Origin of the sequence: Streptomyces sp. NPDC056361, assembly GCF_042262805.1 — a bacterium.
In the GTDB taxonomy this organism is placed as follows: domain Bacteria; phylum Actinomycetota; class Actinomycetes; order Streptomycetales; family Streptomycetaceae; genus Streptomyces.
Map to the genome: position 1 here is coordinate 37,743 of NZ_JBHJQI010000025.1, position 20,421 is coordinate 58,163.

At 72.2% G+C, this 20,421-nt stretch carries 14 protein-coding genes; 8 read left to right on the forward strand and 6 right to left on the reverse strand.

Going from position 1 to position 20,421, the window contains the following annotated elements:
* Window positions 1-105 precede the first annotated feature (105 nt).
* The gene (locus ACFCY7_RS10955) at window positions 106-1,044 is read right to left on the reverse strand and encodes a PAC2 family protein (protein WP_376483352.1); all 939 of its coding nucleotides are present in this window, start codon (window positions 1,042-1,044) and stop codon (window positions 106-108) included.
* 234 nt (window positions 1,045-1,278) lie between these two features.
* Between ACFCY7_RS10955 and ACFCY7_RS10960 the strand changes: the two genes are divergently transcribed.
* Entirely contained in the window at window positions 1,279-2,226 is a 948-nt protein-coding gene (locus ACFCY7_RS10960) for a right-handed parallel beta-helix repeat-containing protein (RefSeq protein WP_376483354.1), read from the forward strand.
* 92 nt (window positions 2,227-2,318) lie between these two features.
* Here ACFCY7_RS10960 and rpsA read toward each other — a convergent pair whose 3' ends face one another.
* Window positions 2,319-3,830 carry a 30S ribosomal protein S1 gene (gene rpsA, locus ACFCY7_RS10965; protein WP_015032828.1) on the reverse strand — a complete coding sequence of 504 codons (1,512 nt, stop codon included), beginning with the start codon at window positions 3,828-3,830 and terminating at the stop codon, window positions 2,319-2,321.
* A 346-nt stretch (window positions 3,831-4,176) separates the two neighbouring features.
* Here rpsA and ACFCY7_RS10970 point away from each other — a divergent pair, with 346 nt between their 5' ends.
* Together ACFCY7_RS10970 and hrpB are read left to right on the forward strand one after the other, a co-directional pair.
* Window positions 4,177-5,007, forward strand: coding sequence for a class I SAM-dependent methyltransferase (locus ACFCY7_RS10970; RefSeq protein ID WP_376483356.1), 831 nt, complete (start codon window positions 4,177-4,179; stop codon window positions 5,005-5,007).
* Window positions 5,008-5,163: 156 nt separating this feature from the next.
* Window positions 5,164-7,722, forward strand: a complete 2,559-nt coding sequence (gene hrpB / locus ACFCY7_RS10975; RefSeq protein WP_376483358.1) for an ATP-dependent helicase HrpB — start codon at window positions 5,164-5,166, stop codon at window positions 7,720-7,722.
* Here the strand turns inward: hrpB and ACFCY7_RS10980 are convergent.
* The 3 genes from ACFCY7_RS10980 to ACFCY7_RS10990 form a co-directional block, all read right to left on the reverse strand.
* Window positions 7,706-8,692, reverse strand: a complete 987-nt coding sequence (locus ACFCY7_RS10980) for a DUF3068 domain-containing protein (protein WP_376483359.1) — start codon at window positions 8,690-8,692, stop codon at window positions 7,706-7,708. The two genes, hrpB and ACFCY7_RS10980, sit on opposite strands and share 17 nt — an antisense overlap.
* An 11-nt stretch (window positions 8,693-8,703) precedes the next feature.
* A complete protein-coding gene (locus tag ACFCY7_RS10985) occupies window positions 8,704-8,844 on the reverse strand; it encodes an SPW_0924 family protein (protein ID WP_106975990.1) in 141 nt (46 codons plus the stop codon).
* A 157-nt stretch (window positions 8,845-9,001) separates the two neighbouring features.
* A complete protein-coding gene (locus ACFCY7_RS10990; RefSeq protein ID WP_376483361.1) occupies window positions 9,002-10,792 on the reverse strand; it encodes a lytic transglycosylase domain-containing protein in 1,791 nt (596 codons plus the stop codon).
* Window positions 10,793-11,053: 261 nt separating this feature from the next.
* Here ACFCY7_RS10990 and ACFCY7_RS10995 point away from each other — a divergent pair, with 261 nt between their 5' ends.
* Window positions 11,054-12,007, forward strand: coding sequence for a DUF4184 family protein (locus ACFCY7_RS10995; RefSeq protein ID WP_376483363.1), 954 nt, complete (start codon window positions 11,054-11,056; stop codon window positions 12,005-12,007).
* Between the two features lie 274 nt (window positions 12,008-12,281).
* Here the strand turns inward: ACFCY7_RS10995 and polA are convergent, their stop codons facing one another.
* Window positions 12,282-15,002 (reverse strand): DNA polymerase I, encoded by a 2,721-nt coding sequence (gene polA, locus ACFCY7_RS11000; RefSeq protein WP_376483365.1) that lies wholly within the window; start codon window positions 15,000-15,002, stop codon window positions 12,282-12,284.
* A 136-nt stretch (window positions 15,003-15,138) separates the two neighbouring features.
* On the opposite strand from polA, the gene ACFCY7_RS11005 reads away from it, so the two are divergent.
* The 4 genes from ACFCY7_RS11005 (at window position 15,139) to ACFCY7_RS11020 (ending at window position 20,323) form a co-directional block, all read left to right on the forward strand.
* On the forward strand, window positions 15,139-17,421 hold the full coding sequence (locus tag ACFCY7_RS11005) for an FdhF/YdeP family oxidoreductase (protein WP_376483367.1): 2,283 nt from the start codon (window positions 15,139-15,141) through the stop codon (window positions 17,419-17,421).
* Window positions 17,422-17,496: 75 nt separating this feature from the next.
* Window positions 17,497-18,000 (forward strand): PaaI family thioesterase, encoded by a 504-nt coding sequence (locus ACFCY7_RS11010; RefSeq protein WP_376483369.1) that lies wholly within the window; start codon window positions 17,497-17,499, stop codon window positions 17,998-18,000.
* Between the two features lie 169 nt (window positions 18,001-18,169).
* Window positions 18,170-18,616 carry a hypothetical protein gene (locus tag ACFCY7_RS11015; RefSeq protein ID WP_376483371.1) on the forward strand — a complete coding sequence of 149 codons (447 nt, stop codon included), beginning with the start codon at window positions 18,170-18,172 and terminating at the stop codon, window positions 18,614-18,616.
* A gap of 468 nt (window positions 18,617-19,084) precedes the next feature.
* Window positions 19,085-20,323 (forward strand): branched-chain amino acid ABC transporter substrate-binding protein, encoded by a 1,239-nt coding sequence (locus ACFCY7_RS11020; protein WP_017238700.1) that lies wholly within the window; start codon window positions 19,085-19,087, stop codon window positions 20,321-20,323.
* Window positions 20,324-20,421: the final 98 nt, after the last annotated feature.

Sequence of the window (20,421 nt, forward strand, 5' to 3'; positions counted from 1 at the left end):
CGGCAGCTTAGGGCCTGCCCGGGGAGGACGGTCCCGCGCCCCCGGCAGGACCCGGATCCCGTCCGGAAACCGGCCCCGAGCGGTGCGGGACTTTCCGGACCGGACCTAGGCGTCGCCCTCCCGCTCGGCGAGGAAGCGCTCGAACTCGCGGCCCAGCTCGTCCGCCGACGGCAGGTCGACCGGCTCGGCGACCAGGCTGCCGCGGGTCTCCGCGCCGGCTGCCGCGTCGTACTGGTGCTCAAGGCCCTGCACGAGCGCGACCAGCTCCTCGTCGCCCTCGCCGATCTGGCGGTCGATCTCGGTCTGGGTGCGGCGGGCCTCGGTCCGGAGGGAGTGGGCGACGCCGGGGAGGACGAGGCCGGTGGCGGCGGTGACGGCTTCGAGGGCGGTCAGGGCCGCGTCCGGGTACGGGGAGCGGGCGACGTAGTGCGGGACGTGCGCGGCGACGCCGAGGGTGTCGTGGCCGGACTCGGTGAGCCGGTACTCGACGAGGGACTCGGCGCTGCCGGGGACCTGGGCCTCGTCGAAGGGGCTGCGGTGGCCCGGCATGAGGTCGGTGCGGCTGCCGTGCGGGGTGAGCCCGACCGGGCGGGTGTGCGGCACGCCCATGGGAATGCCGTGGAAGTTGACGGAGAGGCGCACGCCGAGCCGCTCGATGACCTGCCGGACGGCGGCGGCGAACCGCTCCCACTCCACGTCGGGCTCGGGACCCGAGAGGACGAGGAAGGGCGCGCCGGTGGCGTCCTGGACGAGGCGGACCTCAATGGACGGCGTCTCGTACGCGGTCCATCGGTCGCGCCGGAAGGTGAGCAGCGGCCGGCGGGCGCGGTAGTCCACGAGCCGGTCGTGGTCGAATCGGGCCACCAGCTGGTGCGGAAGGGTGTCGAGAAGGCGGTCGATGATCTGCTCACCGGTCTCGCCCGCGTCGATGTAGCCGTCGAAGTGGTACAGCATGACCAGCCCGGCCGACTCCTGCGCCAAGGCGAGGTCGACGACAGCCAGGCCTTTCTCGTCCCATTCGTACAAATCCTGGGGATCAAGCACGATACCGCTCCTCCTCGTGTTCTCTCTGGAAACGCCGTGTGCGGCACGGCCATTCCCGTGCCGGGCGATCTTCCGGTGGAGTTCGGAGCGCGGAGCGGACCCGGCGGCCACTGGTCCAGACCTTGACATGACCACGGCCTCTCCCTACCGTCTCGGGACAGCATCGCGTTCAGCATCCCGACCATCGTGCACATACAGGAACACCGCCCCGTTCCCGTCCGGAAGGCCTCCCCCATGCGCACCCGAACGCTGCTCCTCCCCCTGCTCCCGGCACTCCTCGCCGTCCCGCTCGCCACCACGCCCGCCGCAGCGGCCACGGTCGAGGTCTCGACCTCCGCCCAGCTCAAGACGGCACTCGCGGGCGCCCGTCCCGGCGACACCATCCACCTCGCCGACGGCACGTACACCGGCAATTTCAAGGCCACCGTCCCGGGCACCGCCTCGGCCCGGATCACCCTGACCGGATCCCCGCGCGCGGTGCTCACGGCCGGCGGCGGCTACGGGCTGCACCTCAACGGCGCCTCGTACTGGACGGTCGCGGGGATCACCGTGACCGGCGGACAGAAGGGGATCATGGCGGACGCCGCGAACGGTGTGGTGATCGACGGGGTCACCGTGCACGACCTGGACATGGAGGGCGTGCACTTCCGCAACTCCAGCAAGAACGGCGTCCTGAGGAACTCGCGGATCTACGACACCGGGAACGACGGGCGCGGCATGGGCGAGGGGGTGTACGTCGGCACCGCCAACACCCTCACGGACCGGAGCGACGGCGCGCAGATCCTGAACAACGTCATCGGACCGGACGTCGGCGGCGAGAGCGTCGACATCAAGGAGGGCACCACCGGGGCGCAGATCGTCGGCAACACCTTCGACGGACGCGGGCTGACCGGCGCCAACTACGACGACTCATGGGTCGACGTGAAGGGCAACGGCGTCCTCGTGGCGGACAACACCGGCGTGAACACGACGAACAACGGCTTCGAGACCCACAGCCAGCAGAGCGGCTGGGGCTGCGGGACGGTCTTCCGCGGCAACCGCTCGAACCTCACGGGCGCCACCGGCCCCCAGCGGCTCGCGATCAACGTCACCCACCAGAGCGCCGGGTGTACGACCACGGTGTACGCCTCGAACACGGTGACCGGCGGGAACGGCCTGACGAACATCGCCGTCACCCCCTGAACCGGCGCGGGGCCGGAAACGACCGAGGCCCGCTCCCCCGAAGGGGAGCGGGCCTCGATTCGCTAGCGGCTAGCGCTCAGCGGAGAGCCTGTTCAGCTCTGGCCGCCGGCCAGCTTCTCGCGCAGGGCGGCGAGCGCCTCGTCCGACGCCAGGGCGCCGGAGTTGTCGTCCGACTCCGAGGAGTACGAACCACCCGAGATGCCCGCACCGGCGTTGCCGGCGGCCGGGGCGGCAGCGCCCTCGGCAGCGGCGGCCTCGTCGGCCTCGCGGGACTTGATGACCTGAGCCTGGTGCTGCTCGAAGCGAGCCTGCGCCTCGGCGTACTGGGTCTCCCAGGCCTCGCGCTGGGTCTCGAAGCCCTCGAGCCAGTCGTTGGTCTCGGGGTCGAAGCCCTCGGGGTAGATGTAGTTGCCCTGGTCGTCGTAGGACGCGGCCATGCCGTACAGGGTCGGGTCGAACTCGACCGAGGCCGGGTCGGCACCGAAGGACTCGTTGGCCTGCTTCAGCGAGAGGCTGATGCGACGACGCTCGAGGTCGATGTCGATGACCTTGACGAAGATCTCGTCGTTGACCTGGACGACCTGCTCCGGGATCTCCACGTGGCGCTCGGCCAGCTCGGAGATGTGGACCAGACCCTCGATGCCCTCGTCCACGCGGACGAACGCACCGAACGGAACCAGCTTGGTGACCTTACCCGGGACGACCTGACCGATCTGGTGCGTACGGGCGAACTGCTGCCACGGGTCCTCCTGCGTCGCCTTCAGCGACAGGGAGACACGCTCGCGGTCCATGTCGACGTCGAGAACCTCGACGGTGACCTCCTGGCCGACCTCGACAACCTCGGAGGGGTGGTCGATGTGCTTCCAGGACAGCTCGGAGACGTGCACGAGGCCGTCGACGCCACCCAGGTCCACGAAGGCACCGAAGTTGACGATCGAGGAGACGACGCCGGAGCGGACCTGACCCTTCTGCAGGGTGGTGAGGAACGTCTGGCGAACCTCGGACTGGGTCTGCTCGAGCCAGGCACGGCGGGACAGGACCACGTTGTTGCGGTTCTTGTCCAGCTCGATGATCTTCGCCTCGAGCTCCTTGCCCACGTAGGGCTGGAGGTCGCGGACACGACGCATCTCGACGAGGGAGGCCGGCAGGAAGCCACGGAGGCCGATGTCGAGGATGAGACCACCCTTGACGACCTCGATGACGGTACCGGTGACGATGCCGTCCTCTTCCTTGATCTTCTCGATGGTGCCCCAGGCGCGCTCGTACTGGGCGCGCTTCTTCGAGAGGATCAGGCGGCCTTCCTTGTCCTCCTTCTGGAGAACCAGGGCCTCGATCTCGTCGCCGACCTTGACGACCTCGTTCGGGTCGACGTCGTGCTTGATCGAGAGCTCGCGGCTCGGGATGACGCCTTCGGTCTTGTAACCGATGTCGAGCAGGACCTCGTCCCGGTCGACCTTCACGATGACGCCGTCGACGATGTCGCCGTCGTTGAAGTACTTGATCGTCTCGTCGATCGCGGCGAGGAAGGCTTCCTCGTTACCGATGTCGTTGACCGCAACCTGCGGGGTGGTGCTGGTGGCGGTGGTCTCGGTGCTGCTCGTCATGTGGGAAAGGGCTCCGGTTACGGACAGAAAGTCGTAGGTACTGCTACGCCGAGAGCCCGTATCGCACCAAGAAGCCGGACAGCCAATGAGGCACCCTTCCCGCGGACGGGGGGAAGCCTCGAAAACCGAGGGGACATACAACAGGTACGAGCGCGGCCTGCTCCGTCTGAGGCGCGCAGGCCCGCAGCGCAACCTTTAGCATACGGGGGCAGCCGGACAGGGTCAATGCGCGAAGCGCGCACCCTGGGCAGATCCACGCAATTCCGGCACTACTCATGCCTCCCACGCCGCATCGGCGGGGTCCGCCGCACCGCGGCACTGAGCGCAAACTACATCGGCGGGCGAGATGAACCAAGAGTACGAACACGAAGATGCGGCCGAGGACGAGGCCGAGGCGACCCGGCGTGACGCGGGGGACGCGGAGAGCAGCCTGGCGAGTCGCGGCTGGTGGGACAGGAACGCCGACGAGTACCAGAGCGAGCACGGCTCGTTCCTCGGCGACGACCGGTTCGTGTGGGGTCCCGAGGGACTCGACGAGGCCGAGGCCGGGCTGCTGGGGCCTGCCTCCTCGCTGAAGGGCCGCGACGTCCTGGAGATCGGCGCGGGCGCGGCGCAGTGCTCGCGGTGGCTGGCGGCGCAGGGGGCGCGGCCGGTCGCGCTCGACCTCTCGCACCGGCAGCTCCAGCACGCGCTGCGGATCGGCGGGGACGTGCCGCTGGTGGAGGCCGACGCCGGGGCGCTGCCCTTCCGGGACGGCTCCTTCGACCTGGCCTGCTCGGCGTACGGCGCGGTGCCGTTCGTCGCCGATCCGGTACGGGTCTTCCGCGAGGTGCGCCGGGTGCTGCGGCCGGGCGGCCGCTGGGTGTTCTCGGTGACGCACCCGATCCGCTGGGCGTTCCCGGACGAGCCGGGCCCCGAGGGCCTCTCGGTGGCGGCCTCCTACTTCGACCGGACGCCGTACGTCGAGCAGGACGAGCAGGGGCGGGCCGTGTACGTGGAGCACCACCGGACGATCGGCGACCGGGTGCGCGACGTGGTGGCCGGCGGGTTCACGCTGGTGGACCTGGTCGAGCCGGAGTGGCCGGCGTGGAACGGCCAGGAGTGGGGCGGCTGGTCCCCGCTGCGGGGGAACCTGATCCCGGGGACCGCGATCTTCGTGTGCGAGCGCGCGGAATAGCGGAGCGGAGTGGCGGAGTAGCGGAGTAGCGGAGTGGCGGAGCAGGAGTGCCGGACCGCGCAGCCATGACGGCAATAGTCGTATCAGTCGTATGACCGGGTGGGCCCTGTGGACAACGGGGCCCACCTCTTCTTCCGCACGTACGAGACTGAACGCGTGATCCGATTCGACGCACTCGACCGCCTCCCCGTCCGCCATGCCGTCCCCGAGCTGCTCGCCGCGCTCGCGGAGCGCGGCACGGCGGTGCTGTCCGCTCCTCCCGGCACCGGCAAGACGACGCTGGTGCCGCTGGCCCTCGCGGGGCTCATAGGGGACGGCCCCGGGCGCCGGGTGCTGGTGGCCGAGCCGCGCAGGATGGCGGTGCGGGCGGCGGCGCGGCGGATGGCGTGGCTGCTCGGCGAGGAGGTCGGCGGCGCGGTGGGCTTCTCGGTGCGCGGCGAGCGGCGGACCGGGCCCGCGACCCGGGTCGAGGTGGTGACGACGGGCATCCTGCTCCAGCGGCTCCAACGCGACCCGGAGCTGGCGGGCGTGGACGTGGTCCTGCTCGACGAGTGCCACGAGCGGCATCTGGACGCCGACACCGCCATGGCCTTCCTGGTGGACGTGCGGGCGACGCTGCGGCCGGAGCTGAAGCTGATCGCGGCCTCGGCGACGAGCGACGCGGAGGCGTGGGCGCGGCTGCTCACGGTGGTGGACGGGACCGGGCCCGCGCCGGTCGTGTGGAGCGAGGGACAGGGGCACGGCCACGAGGTCCGGTTCGCCGCGCCGCCCGCCGGGATCAGGCCCGCGCACGGGACCTGGGTGGATCCGGCGCTGCTGCGCCACGTGGCGGCCACCGTGCGGCTGGCGATGGAGCGGCACGAGGGCGACGTCCTCTGCTTCCTGCCGGGCACGGGGGAGATCGCGCGGACGGCGGGGCTGCTCGCCGGACTGGACGCCGAGGTGCTCCAGCTGCACGGGCGGGCGCCTGCCGCGGTGCAGGACGCGGTGCTGCGGGGTGCCGAGCCGGGCGGGCGGCGGCGGGTGGTGCTCTCGACGTCCGTGGCGGAGTCGAGCCTGACGGTCCCGGGGGTGCGGATCGTGGTGGACTCGGGGCTGGCGCGGGAGCCGCGCATGGACCACGCGCGGGGCCTCGGCTCGCTGGCGACGGTGCCGGTGTCGACGGCCGCGGCGACCCAGCGGGCGGGGCGCTCGGGCCGTGAGGCGTTCGGCGTGGTCTACCGGTGCTGGTCCGAGACGGAGGACGGCGGCCGGGCCCGCTTCCCCTCTCCCGAGATCAGGATCGCCGACCTGGCGGACTTCGCCCTGCGGGCCGCCTGCTGGGGCGATCCGACGGCGGCGGGGCTCGCGCTGCTCGACGTGCCGCCCGCCGGGGCGATGGCGGCGGCCCGCGCGGTCCTGGAGTCGATCGGGGCCGTGGACGCCGACGGCCGGGCCACGCAGCGGGGCGTGCGGCTCTCCCGGCTCGGGCTGCACCCGCGGCTGGGGCGTGCCCTCCTCGACGGCGCGGCCGAGGTCGGGGTCCGCCGGGCGGCGGAGGTGGTGGCGCTGCTCAGCGAGGAGCCGCCGCGCGACTACGGGGACGACCTGGCGGCGGCCTGGCGTACGGCCCGCCGGGGCGCCGACGGCTACGGAGCCCGGTGGAAGGCGGAGGCGCGCCGCCTGGAGCGGTCGGCCGGCGAGGCGGCGGACGGGGCCGGCCCGGGGGGCGGCGGCGGGTCCGCGGGGGAGGGTGAGGACGTCGTGGCCGGACTGGTGACGGCGCTGGCCTTCCCGGAGCGCGTCGCCAGGGCCAGGGAGCAGGGCGGGTACCTCATGGTGTCGGGGAGCGGTGCGCGGCTCGCCGAGGGCTCGGCGCTGCGCACCTCGCCGTGGCTGGCCGTGGCGGTGGCGGACCGTACGGCGCGGGACGCGACGGCGCGGGTGCGGCTCGCGGCCGTGGTCGACGAGTCCGTGGCACGGCGGGCCGCCGGACATCTGCGGTCCACGGGCGAGGAGGTCCACTGGGAGGACGGGGACGTGGTGGCGCGCTCGGTGGACCGGCTGGGCGCGGTCGAGCTGACCGTACGGCCGCTGGGGGCGGGGGCCGCGCCCTCCCTCGTCCGGGAGGCGCTGCTCGACGGTCTGCGGCGCGAGGGGCCGGGGCTGCTGCGCTGGGGCCGGGAGGCCGGGGAGCTTCGGGAGCGGCTCGCGTTCCTCCACCGGGAGGTGGGGGAACCCTGGCCCGACATGGCGGACGGGCCGCTGGTCGACCGGGCCGGGGAGTGGCTGGAGCCGGAGCTGTCGCGGGCGGTGCGCCGGGCCGATCTGGGGCGGATCGACGCGGGCGAGGCGCTGCGGCGGCTGCTGCCGTGGGCCTCGGGTGAGGCGGGCCGGCTCGACGAACTGGCGCCGGAGCGGATCGAGGTGCCGAGCGGTTCGAGGATCCGGGTCGACTACGGGGGCGAGCGGCCGGTGCTCGCGGTGAAGCTCCAGGAGATGTTCGGTCTCGCCGAGACGCCGCGGGTGGCGGGCGTCCCGGTCCTCGTCCACCTTCTCTCCCCCGCCGGGCGGCCGGCGGCGGTGACGGCGGACCTGGCGTCGTTCTGGCAGGAGGGCTACCGCGCGGTGCGGGCGGAGCTGCGGGGGCGGTACCCGAAGCACCCGTGGCCGGAGGACCCGTCGGGGGCGGAGCCGACCCGGCACACGAGCGCCCGGCTCAGACGGGAGCGGTGACCGGGGCGGCGGCCGGGGGTGTCGGGGCGGCGCGGCGGGACCGGGCCTCCAGCCAGAGGGAGAGGGAGAGGAGGGCCAGGGCCAGGAAGGTGAGGCTCCAGGGGCCGTAGGAGACGAGCACCAGGACGGTGAGGCGGTTGGCGGAGACCAGTTCGCCGACGCTCTCCAGGTAGTCCTCGCGCATCTTCACGTGGCCCTCGAAGACGGTGAGGGTGTCGCGGCCCATCAGTGCCTTGGCGTTGCGGAGCTCCTCCTTGTGGATCTCCTCGCCGTTGACGGGGGCTCCGGTGACGGGCTCGATCCAGAACATGCGCTTGGTCGTGTACCAGCGGGTGAGGCCCGAGTCGGCGAGGACCTTCGGGGTGATGCCCTTGACCGGCATGGACTTGGGCATGGGGACCTTGGTCCACGGGACGGTCTGCTCGAAGTAGTAGACCTCCATGCCCCGGAAGGTGCGGGTGCCCTTGTAGTGGATGGGGGCCGCGGTGCGGGTCTGGGCGTCGAAGTACTGGTAGTCCCGCTTCTCGGTGAGGAAGGGGAACTTGAACTCGATGCCCTCGCGCCGGACCGGGTCGCCGTCGACGGACTCGCCGGTGGCGTGGACGGGGTCCTGGGTGTGGGCGTCGAAGATGTACCGCTCGGGGACCTGGGAGACCATCTTGCCGTCGGGGCCGGTGACGTAGGCGAGGGCGTCCCAGACGACGACGTCGCGTCCGGCGTCGCGTTCGATGCGGCGGGACTCCTCCACGTTGCCCTTGAGGGTCTGGATGATCGTGATCTTGTCGACCTTCTCGGCCTGGAGGGTGGAGTAGTTGAGGAGGGTCGCGGGGCGGGCCTCCAGAACGGTCTCCTGGTACTGGTTCGACGGGATCTTCGCCAGGCGGGGGAAGGCGTACCAGCGGAGGAACGGGGCCATCCCGGCGCAGAAGACGGCGAGGGCGAGCAGGACGAGGCTGGCTGGGCGGCGCACGGTCGGCCCCTCTACTTCTTGGGGCCGGGATCGGCGGTGAGCAGGGGCTTGGGCGAGGTGGGGCCGTCGGGCGGCAGATCGACCACGGACACGAGGAGGACGAAGAGGAGGACTGGGGCGAGTCCGATGGCGGCGGCGACGAGGGCGCGCATGGTCGGCCTCCCGGGTGCGATCTGATAGGTCGTCAGGGCTGGGGCACCGTAGCAACGCGACCGCGAGATGAGAACACGTTGCACCCGGGTAACGCGGAGCGCCGCCCCCGCGTCCGGGGGGGACGGCGGGGCGGCGCGAAGGCGGGCGACCGGCGGGTCAGGTCGTGGGAGAGGCCGAGGGAGAGGCGGTGGCCTCGGGCGAACCCGTCCCGGACGGCGTCGGGTCCGGGGTCGGCTCCTGCGTCGGAGGCGGCGTCGAAGGCGCCTCGACCTTGAGCGCGATGAAGACCACGCCGCCGCCCGGCGCGGTCAGCCGGAGGTAGTACGTGCCCGCCTTGTCGCCCGCGAGCACCGTGTCGGGGGCGAGGGTGAGCAGCCCGTCGACACCGGTGGTGAGGGTGACGGTACGGACGACCTCGCCCCCCTGCTTGAAGTACGGGCCCTCGGCGCTCTCCTTGGGGTCCGTCTCCGAGGTGACGATCTGCGCGGTGACGAGCACACCCGGGGCGAGGGCGCCCTTGTCGGTGGCCTTCACCTTGATCTGCTGCGTGAAGGTCGCGCCGGTGGTGGCCGACAGGGCGTCCTCGCCGACCCGGACGAGGGTGTCCGCCCGGCGCTCCGTGACCGTCGCGGCGAAGTCGGCCGCGGCCAGGGTGCGGCCCACGACGGTGGCGCGCACCGTGAACGTTCCCGTCCGCTCGCCGGCCCAGAGGGTGGGAGAAGCGGCGAGGCCGGACGAGTTGGTGGTGACGGTGACGGCCTTCGCGCCGCCGGCGAAGTGGGAGTCGGTGGTCCCGACGATCTCGAAGCGGACGCCGACCCCGGCGACCGGCTTGCCCGTGGCGTCGAGCGCCGCGACCCGGGGCGCTCCCGTGAAGGCGCTGCCCGTGGTCGTGGTCGGCTTCCCGTTGGCCACGATCGTGAGCCGCGTGACCTTCGCGGCCGGCGTGGCGGTGGGCGGGGTGACCGGGGGCTTCGTCGGCACGGTCGGCGGCTTGACCTGACCGGGACGGGTCTCCGACGGCTTCGGCTTCGGGGTGACCGGCGCGGGGGTCGTCGGATTCGGCGACGGCGGCGCGGTGGGAAGGTTGCCCGGGGTCAGGCCGTCGCTGCGGTCGACCGGGAGGACTCCCGTGCCGTCCGGGACCTGGTGGGTGCCGCGCTGGTAGTACGTCACCCAGGTCATGACCAGGTTCAGGTACTCCGTCGAGCGGTTGTAGCTGAGGATCGCCCGGTCGAGGTCGGCCTTCAGCGCGAGGTTGCGGTCGTTCGCGCAGAGGTAGAGGCCGGCCGCCTGTGCGGCGTCGTAGATGTTGTTCGGGTCCTTCTTGCCGTCGCTGTTGGCGTCCTGCCCCCAGGTCGCCCAGGTCGACGGGATGAACTGCATCGGGCCGACGGCGCGGTCGTGGACCTTGTCGCCGTCGTAGGCACCGCCGTCGGTGTCCGAGATGTCGGCGAAGCCGACGCCGTTGAGGACGGGGCCGAGGATCGGGGAGAGCGTCGTGCCGTTGGCGTCGACCCGGCCGCCGCGCGCCTGCCCGGACTCGACCTTGCCGATGCCGGCGAGCAGCTGCCAGGGCAGGTTGCAGCCGGGGGTGGTCGAGCGTATCGACTGCTCGGCCCGCTTGTACGCGGCCAGGACGGACGCGGGTATGCCGGCCTCGGCGGGGCCGGTGATCACCGGCAGGTTGGTGCTCGCGCCGGGCTTGTTCGGCGTGTTCAGCGGCGGCAGTTCGGTGTAGTACGGGGAATCGCCGGTCGCGGAGCCCTCGCCGGACGGCGGAGCGGTGGAGTCACCGGCGCCGATGGCGCGGTCCCCGCCGGTGTTGTCCGTGGGTGGCGAAACGGCCTCCGGTGCCTGCGAAGCCGCCAGCGCGGCGACCGCCGCGGCCACCACCACACCGCTGGTGGCCCCCTTGCGCAGCCGGTGGCCGATGTGCGCTGCCATACCCGTGGTCCCCTCCCCGTCGACTCGAGTCCCACGCTCCCCGCGCGTGACCTCTGGCGACCCTATGCCAACTCCCGACCGCCGGACACCGGCCGCTGACCGTGTTTCACGGTTTCGTCACCTCTGCGCCGTCTGCCGAACGGCTGCCTTTCGATTCCGGTGCCACGGAGGACGGGAACCGACCGCCCGCCCGGGGGCCTCTTGCACTGCGGCCGTTCCAGCTCGCCGGCCGTCACCACCCGGAACCGAGGGGACCTCCCGTTGCCGTTCACCCTGAGTCATGCCGCCGCCGTCCTGCCCGGGCTGCGCCGGAACGGGACCGGGCGCGGGCCCCTGGTGGCCTCCGCGCTCGTCGCGGGCTCCTTCGCCCCCGACATGACCTACTTCGCCGCCACCGCGGCGCCCGGGGCGATGGACCTCGGGGCGGTCACCCACTCCCCCGTCGGGATCGTCACCGCCGACGTGCTCGTCACCGCCGCGCTCGTGGGCCTCTGGCTGCTCGTCCGTGAGCCGCTCGTGGCGCTGCTGCCCGCCCGGTGGCGCGGACCGGTGTACGGGCTGGTCCGGGGCCGACCCTGGCGCGACCGCCACCCGGCGGCGCTCGTCGGCTGGTTCTTCCTCTCCGCGGTGATCGGCTCGGCGACCCACGTGGGGTGGGACTCCTTCACCCACCTCGACCGCTGGGGCACCCGGGCGATCCCCGTCCTCGGCGAGATCGTGGCCGGGTTCCCCGTCTACCTCTACGCGCAGTACGGGAGTTCGGCGCTCGCCCTCGGCCTGCTGATCTGGTTCGGCGCACGGGTGCTGCGCTCCGCCGGTCCCGGTGTCGGCCTGCCGGCCCGGGTGCCGGTCCCCGGCCGGCGCGGTCGGCTCGTCGCGGTCGGCCTGATCGGCGGCTGTGTGCTCGCGGGCATCGTCCACCGGGTGCTGCGCTGGGCCTCGTACTGGGGCTGGGACCGGATCGAGACGCCCCTGGACATCATTCCGACGGCCTGTTTCGGAGCCGGCGCGGGGCTCGCCGTCGGGCTCGTGCTGTACGGAGCGGGGGCGCGGCTGCGGGGAGGAGACCCCGAGCGGTCCCGGGCGGGGTCTCGGGAGCGGGTCCTTGAGGGAGCCCCTGAGGAGGGCCCTGCGGGAGCGGACCTGACGGGAGAGGACTTGGCGGGAGAGGACCCGGCTCGTCGCGGGGGGCGCTCCCGTCAGGGATCTCGCTGATCCTCTCGGGCGGGGTGGAGCCCCGGACGGCCGTGCCGCCGCCGGCGAGTCCGCGGTGCACGGCGAGGGCGACCCCCTCCAGGGTGCGGACGCCGTACCGCTTGGTGGGGTTGTCGTGGCTCAGGAGGGCGGTCCGGTAGTCGACCGCCGGCGGGCGCCGCCCGCGCGGAGGGGGTGACACGGGCAGGGCTCCGCCCGCACGGGGGGATGCGCGGCAGCCGCTCGCGCCGCAGGGGTGGGGCACGCTGGGCGTGGCCCACCCCTGCGGGGGGTGTCAGTGGGCGGCGGAGTCCCAGTCGGGGCCGACGCCGACGGAGACGTCGAGGGGGGCGCGGAGGTCGGCGGCGGCGGACATCTGCTCGCGGACGAGGGCCTCGACCTGGTCGCGCTCGCCGGGGGCGAGTTCGAGGACGATTTCGTCGTGGACCTGGAGGAGCATCCGGGAGGCGAGGCCGGCCTCGGTGAGGGCGCGGTCGACGCCGAGCATGGCGACCTTGACGATGTCGGCGGCGGTGCCCTGGATGGGGGCGTTGAGTGCCATCCGCTCGGCCGCCTCGCGGCGCTGCCGGTTGTCGCTGTTGAGGTCGGGCAGGTAGCGGCGGCGGCCGAGCATGGTCTCGGTGTACCCGGTGGCGCGGGCCTCGTCGACGACGCGGTGGAGGTAGTCGCGCACCCCGCCGAAGCGCTCGAAGTAGGTGTCCATCAGGCCGCGGGCCTCGCCCGGGTCGATGTTCAGCTGCTGGGCGAGGCCGAAGGCGGAGAGGCCGTAGGCCAGGCCGTACGACATGGCCTTGATCTTGCGGCGCATCTCGGCGTCGACGGCGGACCGCTCGACGCCGAAGACCTGGGAGGCGACCGTGGTGTGGAGGTCCTCGCCGGAGGCGAAGGCCTCGATGAGGCCCTCGTCCTCGGAGAGGTGGGCCATGACGCGCAGCTCGATCTGGCTGTAGTCGGCGGTCATGAGGGCCTCGAAGCCCTCGCCGACGACGAAGCCGTGCCGGATGGCCCGGCCCTCGTCGGTGCGCACCGGCACGTTCTGCAGGTTCGGGTCGGTGGAGGAGAGGCGGCCGGTGGCGGCGACGGTCTGGCTGAAGGTGGTGTGGATCCGGCCGTCGGCGGCGACCGTCTTGATCAGGCCTTCGACGGTGGAGCGGAGCCGGGCCTGCTCGCGGTGGCGGAGCATGATCACGGGCAGTTCGTGCTCGGTCTGGCCGGCCAGCCAGGCGAGCGCGTCGGCGTCCGTGGTGTAGCCGGTCTTGGTCTTCTTGGTCTTCGGCAGGTTGAGCTCGCCGAAGAAGACCTCCTGGAGCTGCTTGGGCGAGCCGAGGTTGAACTCGTGGCCGACGGAGGCGTGCGCCTCCTTCACGGCCTGCTGGACGGCGCCGGCGAACTGCTGCTCCATGGCCTCCAGGTGGTCGCGGTCGGCGGCGATGCCGTGCCGCTCCAGGCGGGCGAGGAGGGTGGAGGTGGGCAGCTCGACGTCGTGGAGGAGCCCGCGGGCCCCGACCTCGCCCAGCCGCTCGTCGAAGGCGTCGCCGAGGTCGAGGACGGCCCGCGCCTGGGTCATGAGTGCTTCGGCCTCGGCGGTGTCGTCGGCGCCGAAGGCGAGCTGGCCGTCGGCGGCGGCGGCCGGGGCGAGCTCGCGGCCGAGGTACTCGACGGAGAGCGCGTCGAGGGCGAAGGAGCGTCGGCCGGGCTTGACGAGGTAGGCGGCGAGGGCGGTGTCCATGGTGACGCCCGCGATGCTCCAGCCGTGCTCGGGGAAGACCCGCATGGCGCCCTTGGCGTTGTGCACGACCTTGGGGCGGGCGGGGTCGGAGATCCACGCGGCCCAGGCCTGCTCGTCGGCCTCGTCGAGGGCGCTGGGCTCGAACCAGGCGGCGGCTCCGTCGGCGGCGGCGAGGGCGATCTCGCTGACGTTCCCCGTGCCGAGGGCCCAGCTGTCGACGGTGGCGATGCCGAGCGGCTCGGTGCCGTGCTCGGCGAGCCAGGGGGCGAGCTCGCCCGCGCCGAGGACGGTGCCGTCGAGCTCGACGCCCGCGGCGGGCGCCGGGGCGGCCTCCTCCGCGGCGCCGGGGTCGACGGCGAGGAGCCGCTCGCGCAGCGAGGGGTTGCGGATCTCCAGGGTGTCGAGGACAAGGGCGACGGCCGTGCGGTCGTACGGCTCGCGGGCGAGGTCCGTCACCGTCTTCGGCAGTGCGACGTCCCGGACCATCTCGGTCAGGCGGCGGTTGAGCCGGACCGAGTCCAGGTGGTCGCGGAAGTTCTGGCCGGCCTTGCCCTTGACCTCCTCGGCGCGCTCGACGAGCTCGGCGAAGGAGCCGAACTGGGTGATCCACTTGGCGGCGGTCTTCTCGCCGACGCCGGGGATGCCGGGGAGGTTGTCGGACGGGTCGCCGCGCAGGGCCGCGAAGTCGGGGTACTGGGAGGGGCTCAGGCCGTACTTCTCCTGGACCTTCTCCGGGGTGAAGCGGGTGAGCTCGGAGACGCCCTTGGTGGGGTAGAGCACGGTGGTGCGGTCGGTGACCAGCTGGAAGGAGTCGCGGTCGCCGGTGACGATCAGGACCTCGAAGCCCTCGGCCTCGGCCTGGGTGGCGAGGGTCGCGATGACGTCGTCGGCCTCGAAGCCGTCGACGGCGAAGCGCGGGGCGTGCATCGCGTCGAGGAGCTCGCCGATCAGCTCGACCTGCCCCTTGAACTCGTCGGGGGTCTTGGAGCGGTTCGCCTTGTACTCGGGGAACTCCTCGGACCGCCAGGTCTTGCGGGACACGTCGAACGCGACGGCGAAGTGCGTGGGCGCCTCGTCGCGCAGGGTGTTCGCCAGCATCGAGGCGAACCCGTAGATGGCGTTCGTCGGCTGCCCGGTCGCGGTGGTGAAGTTCTCCGCGGGCAGCGCGAAGAACGCGCGGTACGCCAGGGAGTGCCCGTCCATGAGGAGGAGTCGCGGGCGGTCCGCTTCGGTCTTCTCGGTCTTCTTCGATGCTGTCTCGGCCACGGGACGATCCTCCCACGGCCCACTGACATTCCCGGTCGCGCGGTCCGGTCCGCGCCGCCCTGTCCGCCGGGCCGTCGGTGGTCCGTGACAGGATCGAACGTGTACGCCACAGGAATACCGCTCAAGGGAGAGCGCGATGGTCAGCAAGCCGCCGGCCGGTGATCCGGTACAGGACGCACCGCAGGTCACGCCGCCGCAGCACGCCGCAGCGGGCCTGCCCGCCATCGGGCACACCCTGCGGATCGCACGGGAGCAGATGGGCCTCGGCCGGACCGCCCGGACCCTGCTCAAGGTCAACCAGAAGGACGGTTTCGACTGTCCGGGCTGCGCGTGGCCGGAGGAGGACAAGCGGCACGTCGCGGAGTTCTGCGAGAACGGCGCGAAGGCGGTCGCCGAGGAGGCGACGCTGCGCCGGGTGACCCCGGCGTTCTTCGCCGCGCATCCGGTGGCGGACCTGGCGACCCGCAGCGGGTACTGGCTGGGGCAGCAGGGCCGCATCACGGAGCCGATGCTGCTCGCGGAGGACGGCGAGCGGTACGAGCCGGTGACCTGGGAGCGGGCCTTCGCGATCATCGCGGAGGAGCTCCGGGCGCTGGCCTCCCCCGACGAGGCGCTGTTCTACACCTCGGGCCGGACCAGCAACGAGGCCGCGTTCCTGCTCCAGCTGTTCGCGCGCGAGTTCGGCACGAACAACCTGCCGGACTGCTCCAACATGTGCCACGAGTCCTCGGGCTCGGCGCTGACCGAGACGATCGGGATCGGCAAGGGCAGCGTCTCCCTGGAGGACCTGCACCGGGCCGACCTGATCATCGTGGCCGGGCAGAACCCGGGCACGAACCATCCGCGGATGCTGTCGGCCCTGGAGAAGGCGAAGGCGGCGGGTGCCCGGATCATCTCGGTGAACCCGCTGCCGGAGGCGGGTCTGGAGCGGTTCAAGAACCCGCAGACCCCGCAGGGCATGCTCAGGGGCGCCGCGCTCACCGACCTCTTCCTCCAGATCCGGATCGGCGGCGACCAGGCCCTCTTCCGGCTCCTCAACCGGCTGGTCCTGGAGACGCCCGGGGCGGTCGACGAGGAGTTCGTACGGGAGCACACGCACGGCTACGAGGACTTCGCCGCGGCGGCCGGCGCGGCCGACTGGGACGAGACCCTCGCCGCGACGGGGCTCGACCGCGCCGACATCGAGCGGGCGCTGGAGATGGTGCTGGCCTCGGAGCGGACGATCGTCTGCTGGGCGATGGGCCTGACCCAGCACAAGCACTCGGTGCCGACGATCCGCGAGGTGGTGAACCTGCTGCTGCTGCGCGGGAACATCGGGCGGCCCGGCGCGGGCGTGTGCCCGGTGCGCGGCCATTCGAACGTGCAGGGCGACCGGACGATGGGCATCTTCGAGCGGCCCGCGCCGGCCTTCCTGGACGCCCTGGACAAGGAGTTCGGGATCGTCTCGCCGCGCCACCACGGTTTCGACGTGGTCCGGTCGATCCAGGCGCTGCGCGACGGCGAGGCGAAGGTCTTCTTCGCGATGGGCGGCAACTTCGTGGGGGCGACGCCCGACACGGAGGTGACGGAGGCGGCGATGCGGAACGCGCGGCTGACCGTCCACGTGTCGACGAAGCTGAACCGCTCACACGCGGTGACGGGCCGGCGTGCGCTGATCCTGCCCACGCTCGGCCGCACCGACAAGGACGTGCAGAAGAGCGGCCGGCAGGTGGTGACGGTCGAGGACTCGATGAGCCTGGTGCACGCCTCGCGGGGCAACCTGCCGCCGGCGAGCCCGCACCTGCTGTCCGAGCCGGCGATCGTGGCCCGGATGGCCCGGGCCGTCCTGGGCGACGGGTCGGCCACTCCCTGGGAGGCCTTCGAGGCCGACTACGCCACGATCCGTGACCGGATCGCGCGCGTGGTGCCCGGCTTCGAGGACTTCAACGCCCGGCTCGCGGCGAACCCGGGCGGCTTCGGTCTGCCGCACGCCCCGCGCGACGAGCGCCGCTTCCCCACGGCGACCGGCAAGGCCAACTTCACGGCCGCTCCCGTCGAGTACCCGAGGGTGCCCGAGGGCCGCCTGCTGCTCCAGACGCTCCGCTCGCACGACCAGTACAACACCACGATCTACGGTCTGGACGACCGCTACCGGGGCATCAAGGGCGGCCGCCGGGTCGTCCTCGTGCACCCGGAGGACGCGGCCGCGTTCGGCCTCGCCGACGGGGACTACACGGATCTGGTGAGCGAGTGGACGGACGGCACGGAGCGGCGGGCGCCCGGCTTCCGGGTGGTGCACTACCCGACGTCCCGGGGGTGCGCGGCCGCCTACTACCCGGAGACGAACGTCCTGGTGCCGCTGGAGTCGACGGCCGACGTCAGCAACACCCCCGCGAGCAAGTCCGTCGTGGTCCGTCTGGAACAATCGGCTTCCGCCTAAGCGTTTGCTCAGGCCGGGCGCGCGATCACGCGCCCCACGATCAGCAGCCGTACGCAGACGAACGGAGCCGGACCCATGGGTGAGCAGCAGCACGTGAAGTTCCCGCAGGAGGTCATCGACGAGTACGCGGCGCTGGGCGTCGACCTCCCGGCGCTCTTCTCGGCCGGACACCTCGGGAACCGGATGGGCGTCCAGATCGTGGAGGCCTCGGCCGAGCGGGTCGTCGGCACCATGCCGGTGGAGGGGAACACCCAGCCGTACGGGCTGCTGCACGGCGGCGCGTCGGCGGTGCTCGCCGAGACGCTGGGTTCGATCGGCTCGATGCTGCACGGCGGGGTCTCGAAGATCGCCGTGGGCGTCGACCTGAACTGCACCCACCACCGCGGCGCGCGCAGCGGCCTGGTGACCGGCGTGGCGACCCCGGTGCACCGCGGCCGGTCCACCGCCACGTACGAGATCGTGATCACGGACGAGCAGGGCAAGCGGGTCTGCTCCGCCCGGCTGACCTGCATGCTGCGGGACATCAACCCCCAGGACGCCGGGAACCTGCCGGCGGCCGGACGGGCCGACAAGGCCTGATCCAGGCCTGGTTGAGGGGGGCGGTGCGTGCGCGCACCGCCCCCCTTCGGCGTATGCGCGCCCAACTCCCGCTTCGCCGCGCCCCCTTGCCCCGCGCGGGTGGACGCGCTTCACTGACTGACCGCGCCCCGGAGAACACCCGATCCGTTCACCCAGCGAGGGAACTCCCGTGACAGGAAGCCGAGTCGGCCCGACCGGATCCCTCCTTGCCGCGGCGCTGACCGGGTGCCTCGTGACCCTCACCGCCGGCTGCGAGCACGCGCCGGAGCCGGCACCGGCACCCCGTACCGGCTCCCCCGCGGCGCACGCGAGCACGCCCGCGGACATCTGCACGAGCCTGGTGTCGTACTGGGTGAAGGAGGCCCTGGAGGGCAGCATGTGGGCCGGGCTCGACTGGGAGCAGAAGGGGCTCTCCAACGAGCAGTACGAGATCCACGACGACGTCCTCGCGGCGGCCAGGACCGAGGAGCGGCGCGCCGGCCGCGAGGCGGCGGCGGCGTTCGCCGACCGGGAGTCGCGGCGGCGCTGCGAGGCGGCCAAGGGCGCCACCGGGAGCTCGGAGAACTGGCGACCGCCCGGGCAGTGGACGACTCCCCCGGCGTCCCCGAGCGGCTGATCTCGGCCACGCCCGACGTCACACTCCGTGACATTCGAGCCCCGTTCGGGCTCGTGGACGCTCGTGGGCGACGGCGGATCTTCGTCCGCTCACATCAGAGGCCCTCTCCGCTATCCGGAGAGCCTCACGGGGCCGCCGTCAGGACCGTGATCCGCTCAAGCCCCTTAGCGGAACTGGGGATTCTCACGATGTGAACACCGCGCTACAGGCCTGTTTGTACCGATTTGCCCATGCGCTGCACACCGTCTCCCCCCGTCGGCATAACAAGACAGTCACATCCTGACCTCGGCGCTCCCCGACCCTCCCCACCTGCGCCTAGAGTCACGGCCAGTCACCGCGCCGCCGGGCGCTTCCACTGCACGGCCTGCTTCACCCCGTACGGCCCGGCATCGAAAACGGCACCTCTAGCTACACAGCTTCACGGCACCGCCTCAGCTTGAGGGGGCCGCGCCAGGGAAAGGATTCTTCGTGCGACACCGTTCACTGCTCATCCTCACCAGCGTGCTCACCACGGGAGCGCTCACTCTCACCGCATGCGGTTCGCGTGACGACAAGGGCGGCAGCGACAACAACGCGGACGGCGGCGGCGTGACCGTCGTCATCGGCGTCGACGCGCCGCTGACCGGTTCCCTCTCCGCGCTCGGCCAGGGCATCAAGAACTCGGTGGACCTGGCGGTCAAGACCGCCAACAAGAACAAGGAAGTCCCGGGCGTCACCTTCAAGATCGAGGGTCTCGACGACCAGGCCGTCCCGGCCTCCGGCCAGGCCAACGCCACCAAGCTCGTCGGCAACAAGGACGTCCTCGGCGTCGTCGGCCCGCTGAACTCCGGCGTCTCCCAGCAGATGCAGGGCGTCTTCGCCGCCGCCAACCTGGCCCAGGTCTCCCCGGCCAACACGAACCCGGCGCTGAGCCAGGGCGACAACTGGGGCAAGGGCGAGTTCAAGCGCCCCTTCCCGACCTACTTCCGTACCGCCGCCACCGACGTGGTCCAGGGCAAGTTCGCCGCCCAGTACCTCTTCAAGGACGCCGGCAAGAAGAAGGTCTTCGTCGTCGACGACAAGCAGACCTACGGTGCGGGCCTCGCCGCGATCTTCTCCGACGAGTTCAAGCGTCTCGGCGGCCAGGTCGTCGACACCGACCACGTCACCGTGAAGGAGACCGACTTCTCCTCCACCGCCGACAAGGTCAAGGCCTCCGGCGCCGACTCCGTCTACTTCGGCGGCCAGTACCCCGAGGGCGGTCTGCTCTCCGACCAGATCAAGAAGACCGGCGCCAAGATCCCCGTCATGGGTGGCGACGGCATCTACGACCCGGCCTTCATCAGCGCCTCCGCCGAGGCCAACGACGGTGACCTGGCCACCTCGATCGGCTACCCGGTCGAGAAGCTCGACACCGCCAAGAAGTTCATCGCGGACTACAACGCGGGCGGCTACAAGGACCCGTACGCGGCCTACGGCGGCTACTCGTACGACGCCGGCTGGGCGATCATCCAGGCCGTCAAGGCCGTCGTCGCCGCCAACAACGGCAAGCTGCCGTCCGACGCCCGCGCCAAGGTCACCGAGGCCCTGGGCAAGGTCTCCTTCGACGGTGTGACCGGCAAGGTCTCCTTCGACGAGTTCGGCGACACCACGAACAAGCAGCTCACGGTCTACAAGGTCGAGGGCGGCAAGTGGATCGACGTCAAGAGCGACACCTTCAACCAGTAGTCGCCACCCCGGTACCCACCCGGGAAACCCGCACCATCTGAACCATCCCGCGCGAGGGCGCAAACAGCGCCCTCGCGCGGAGTCATATCCGACAAGCT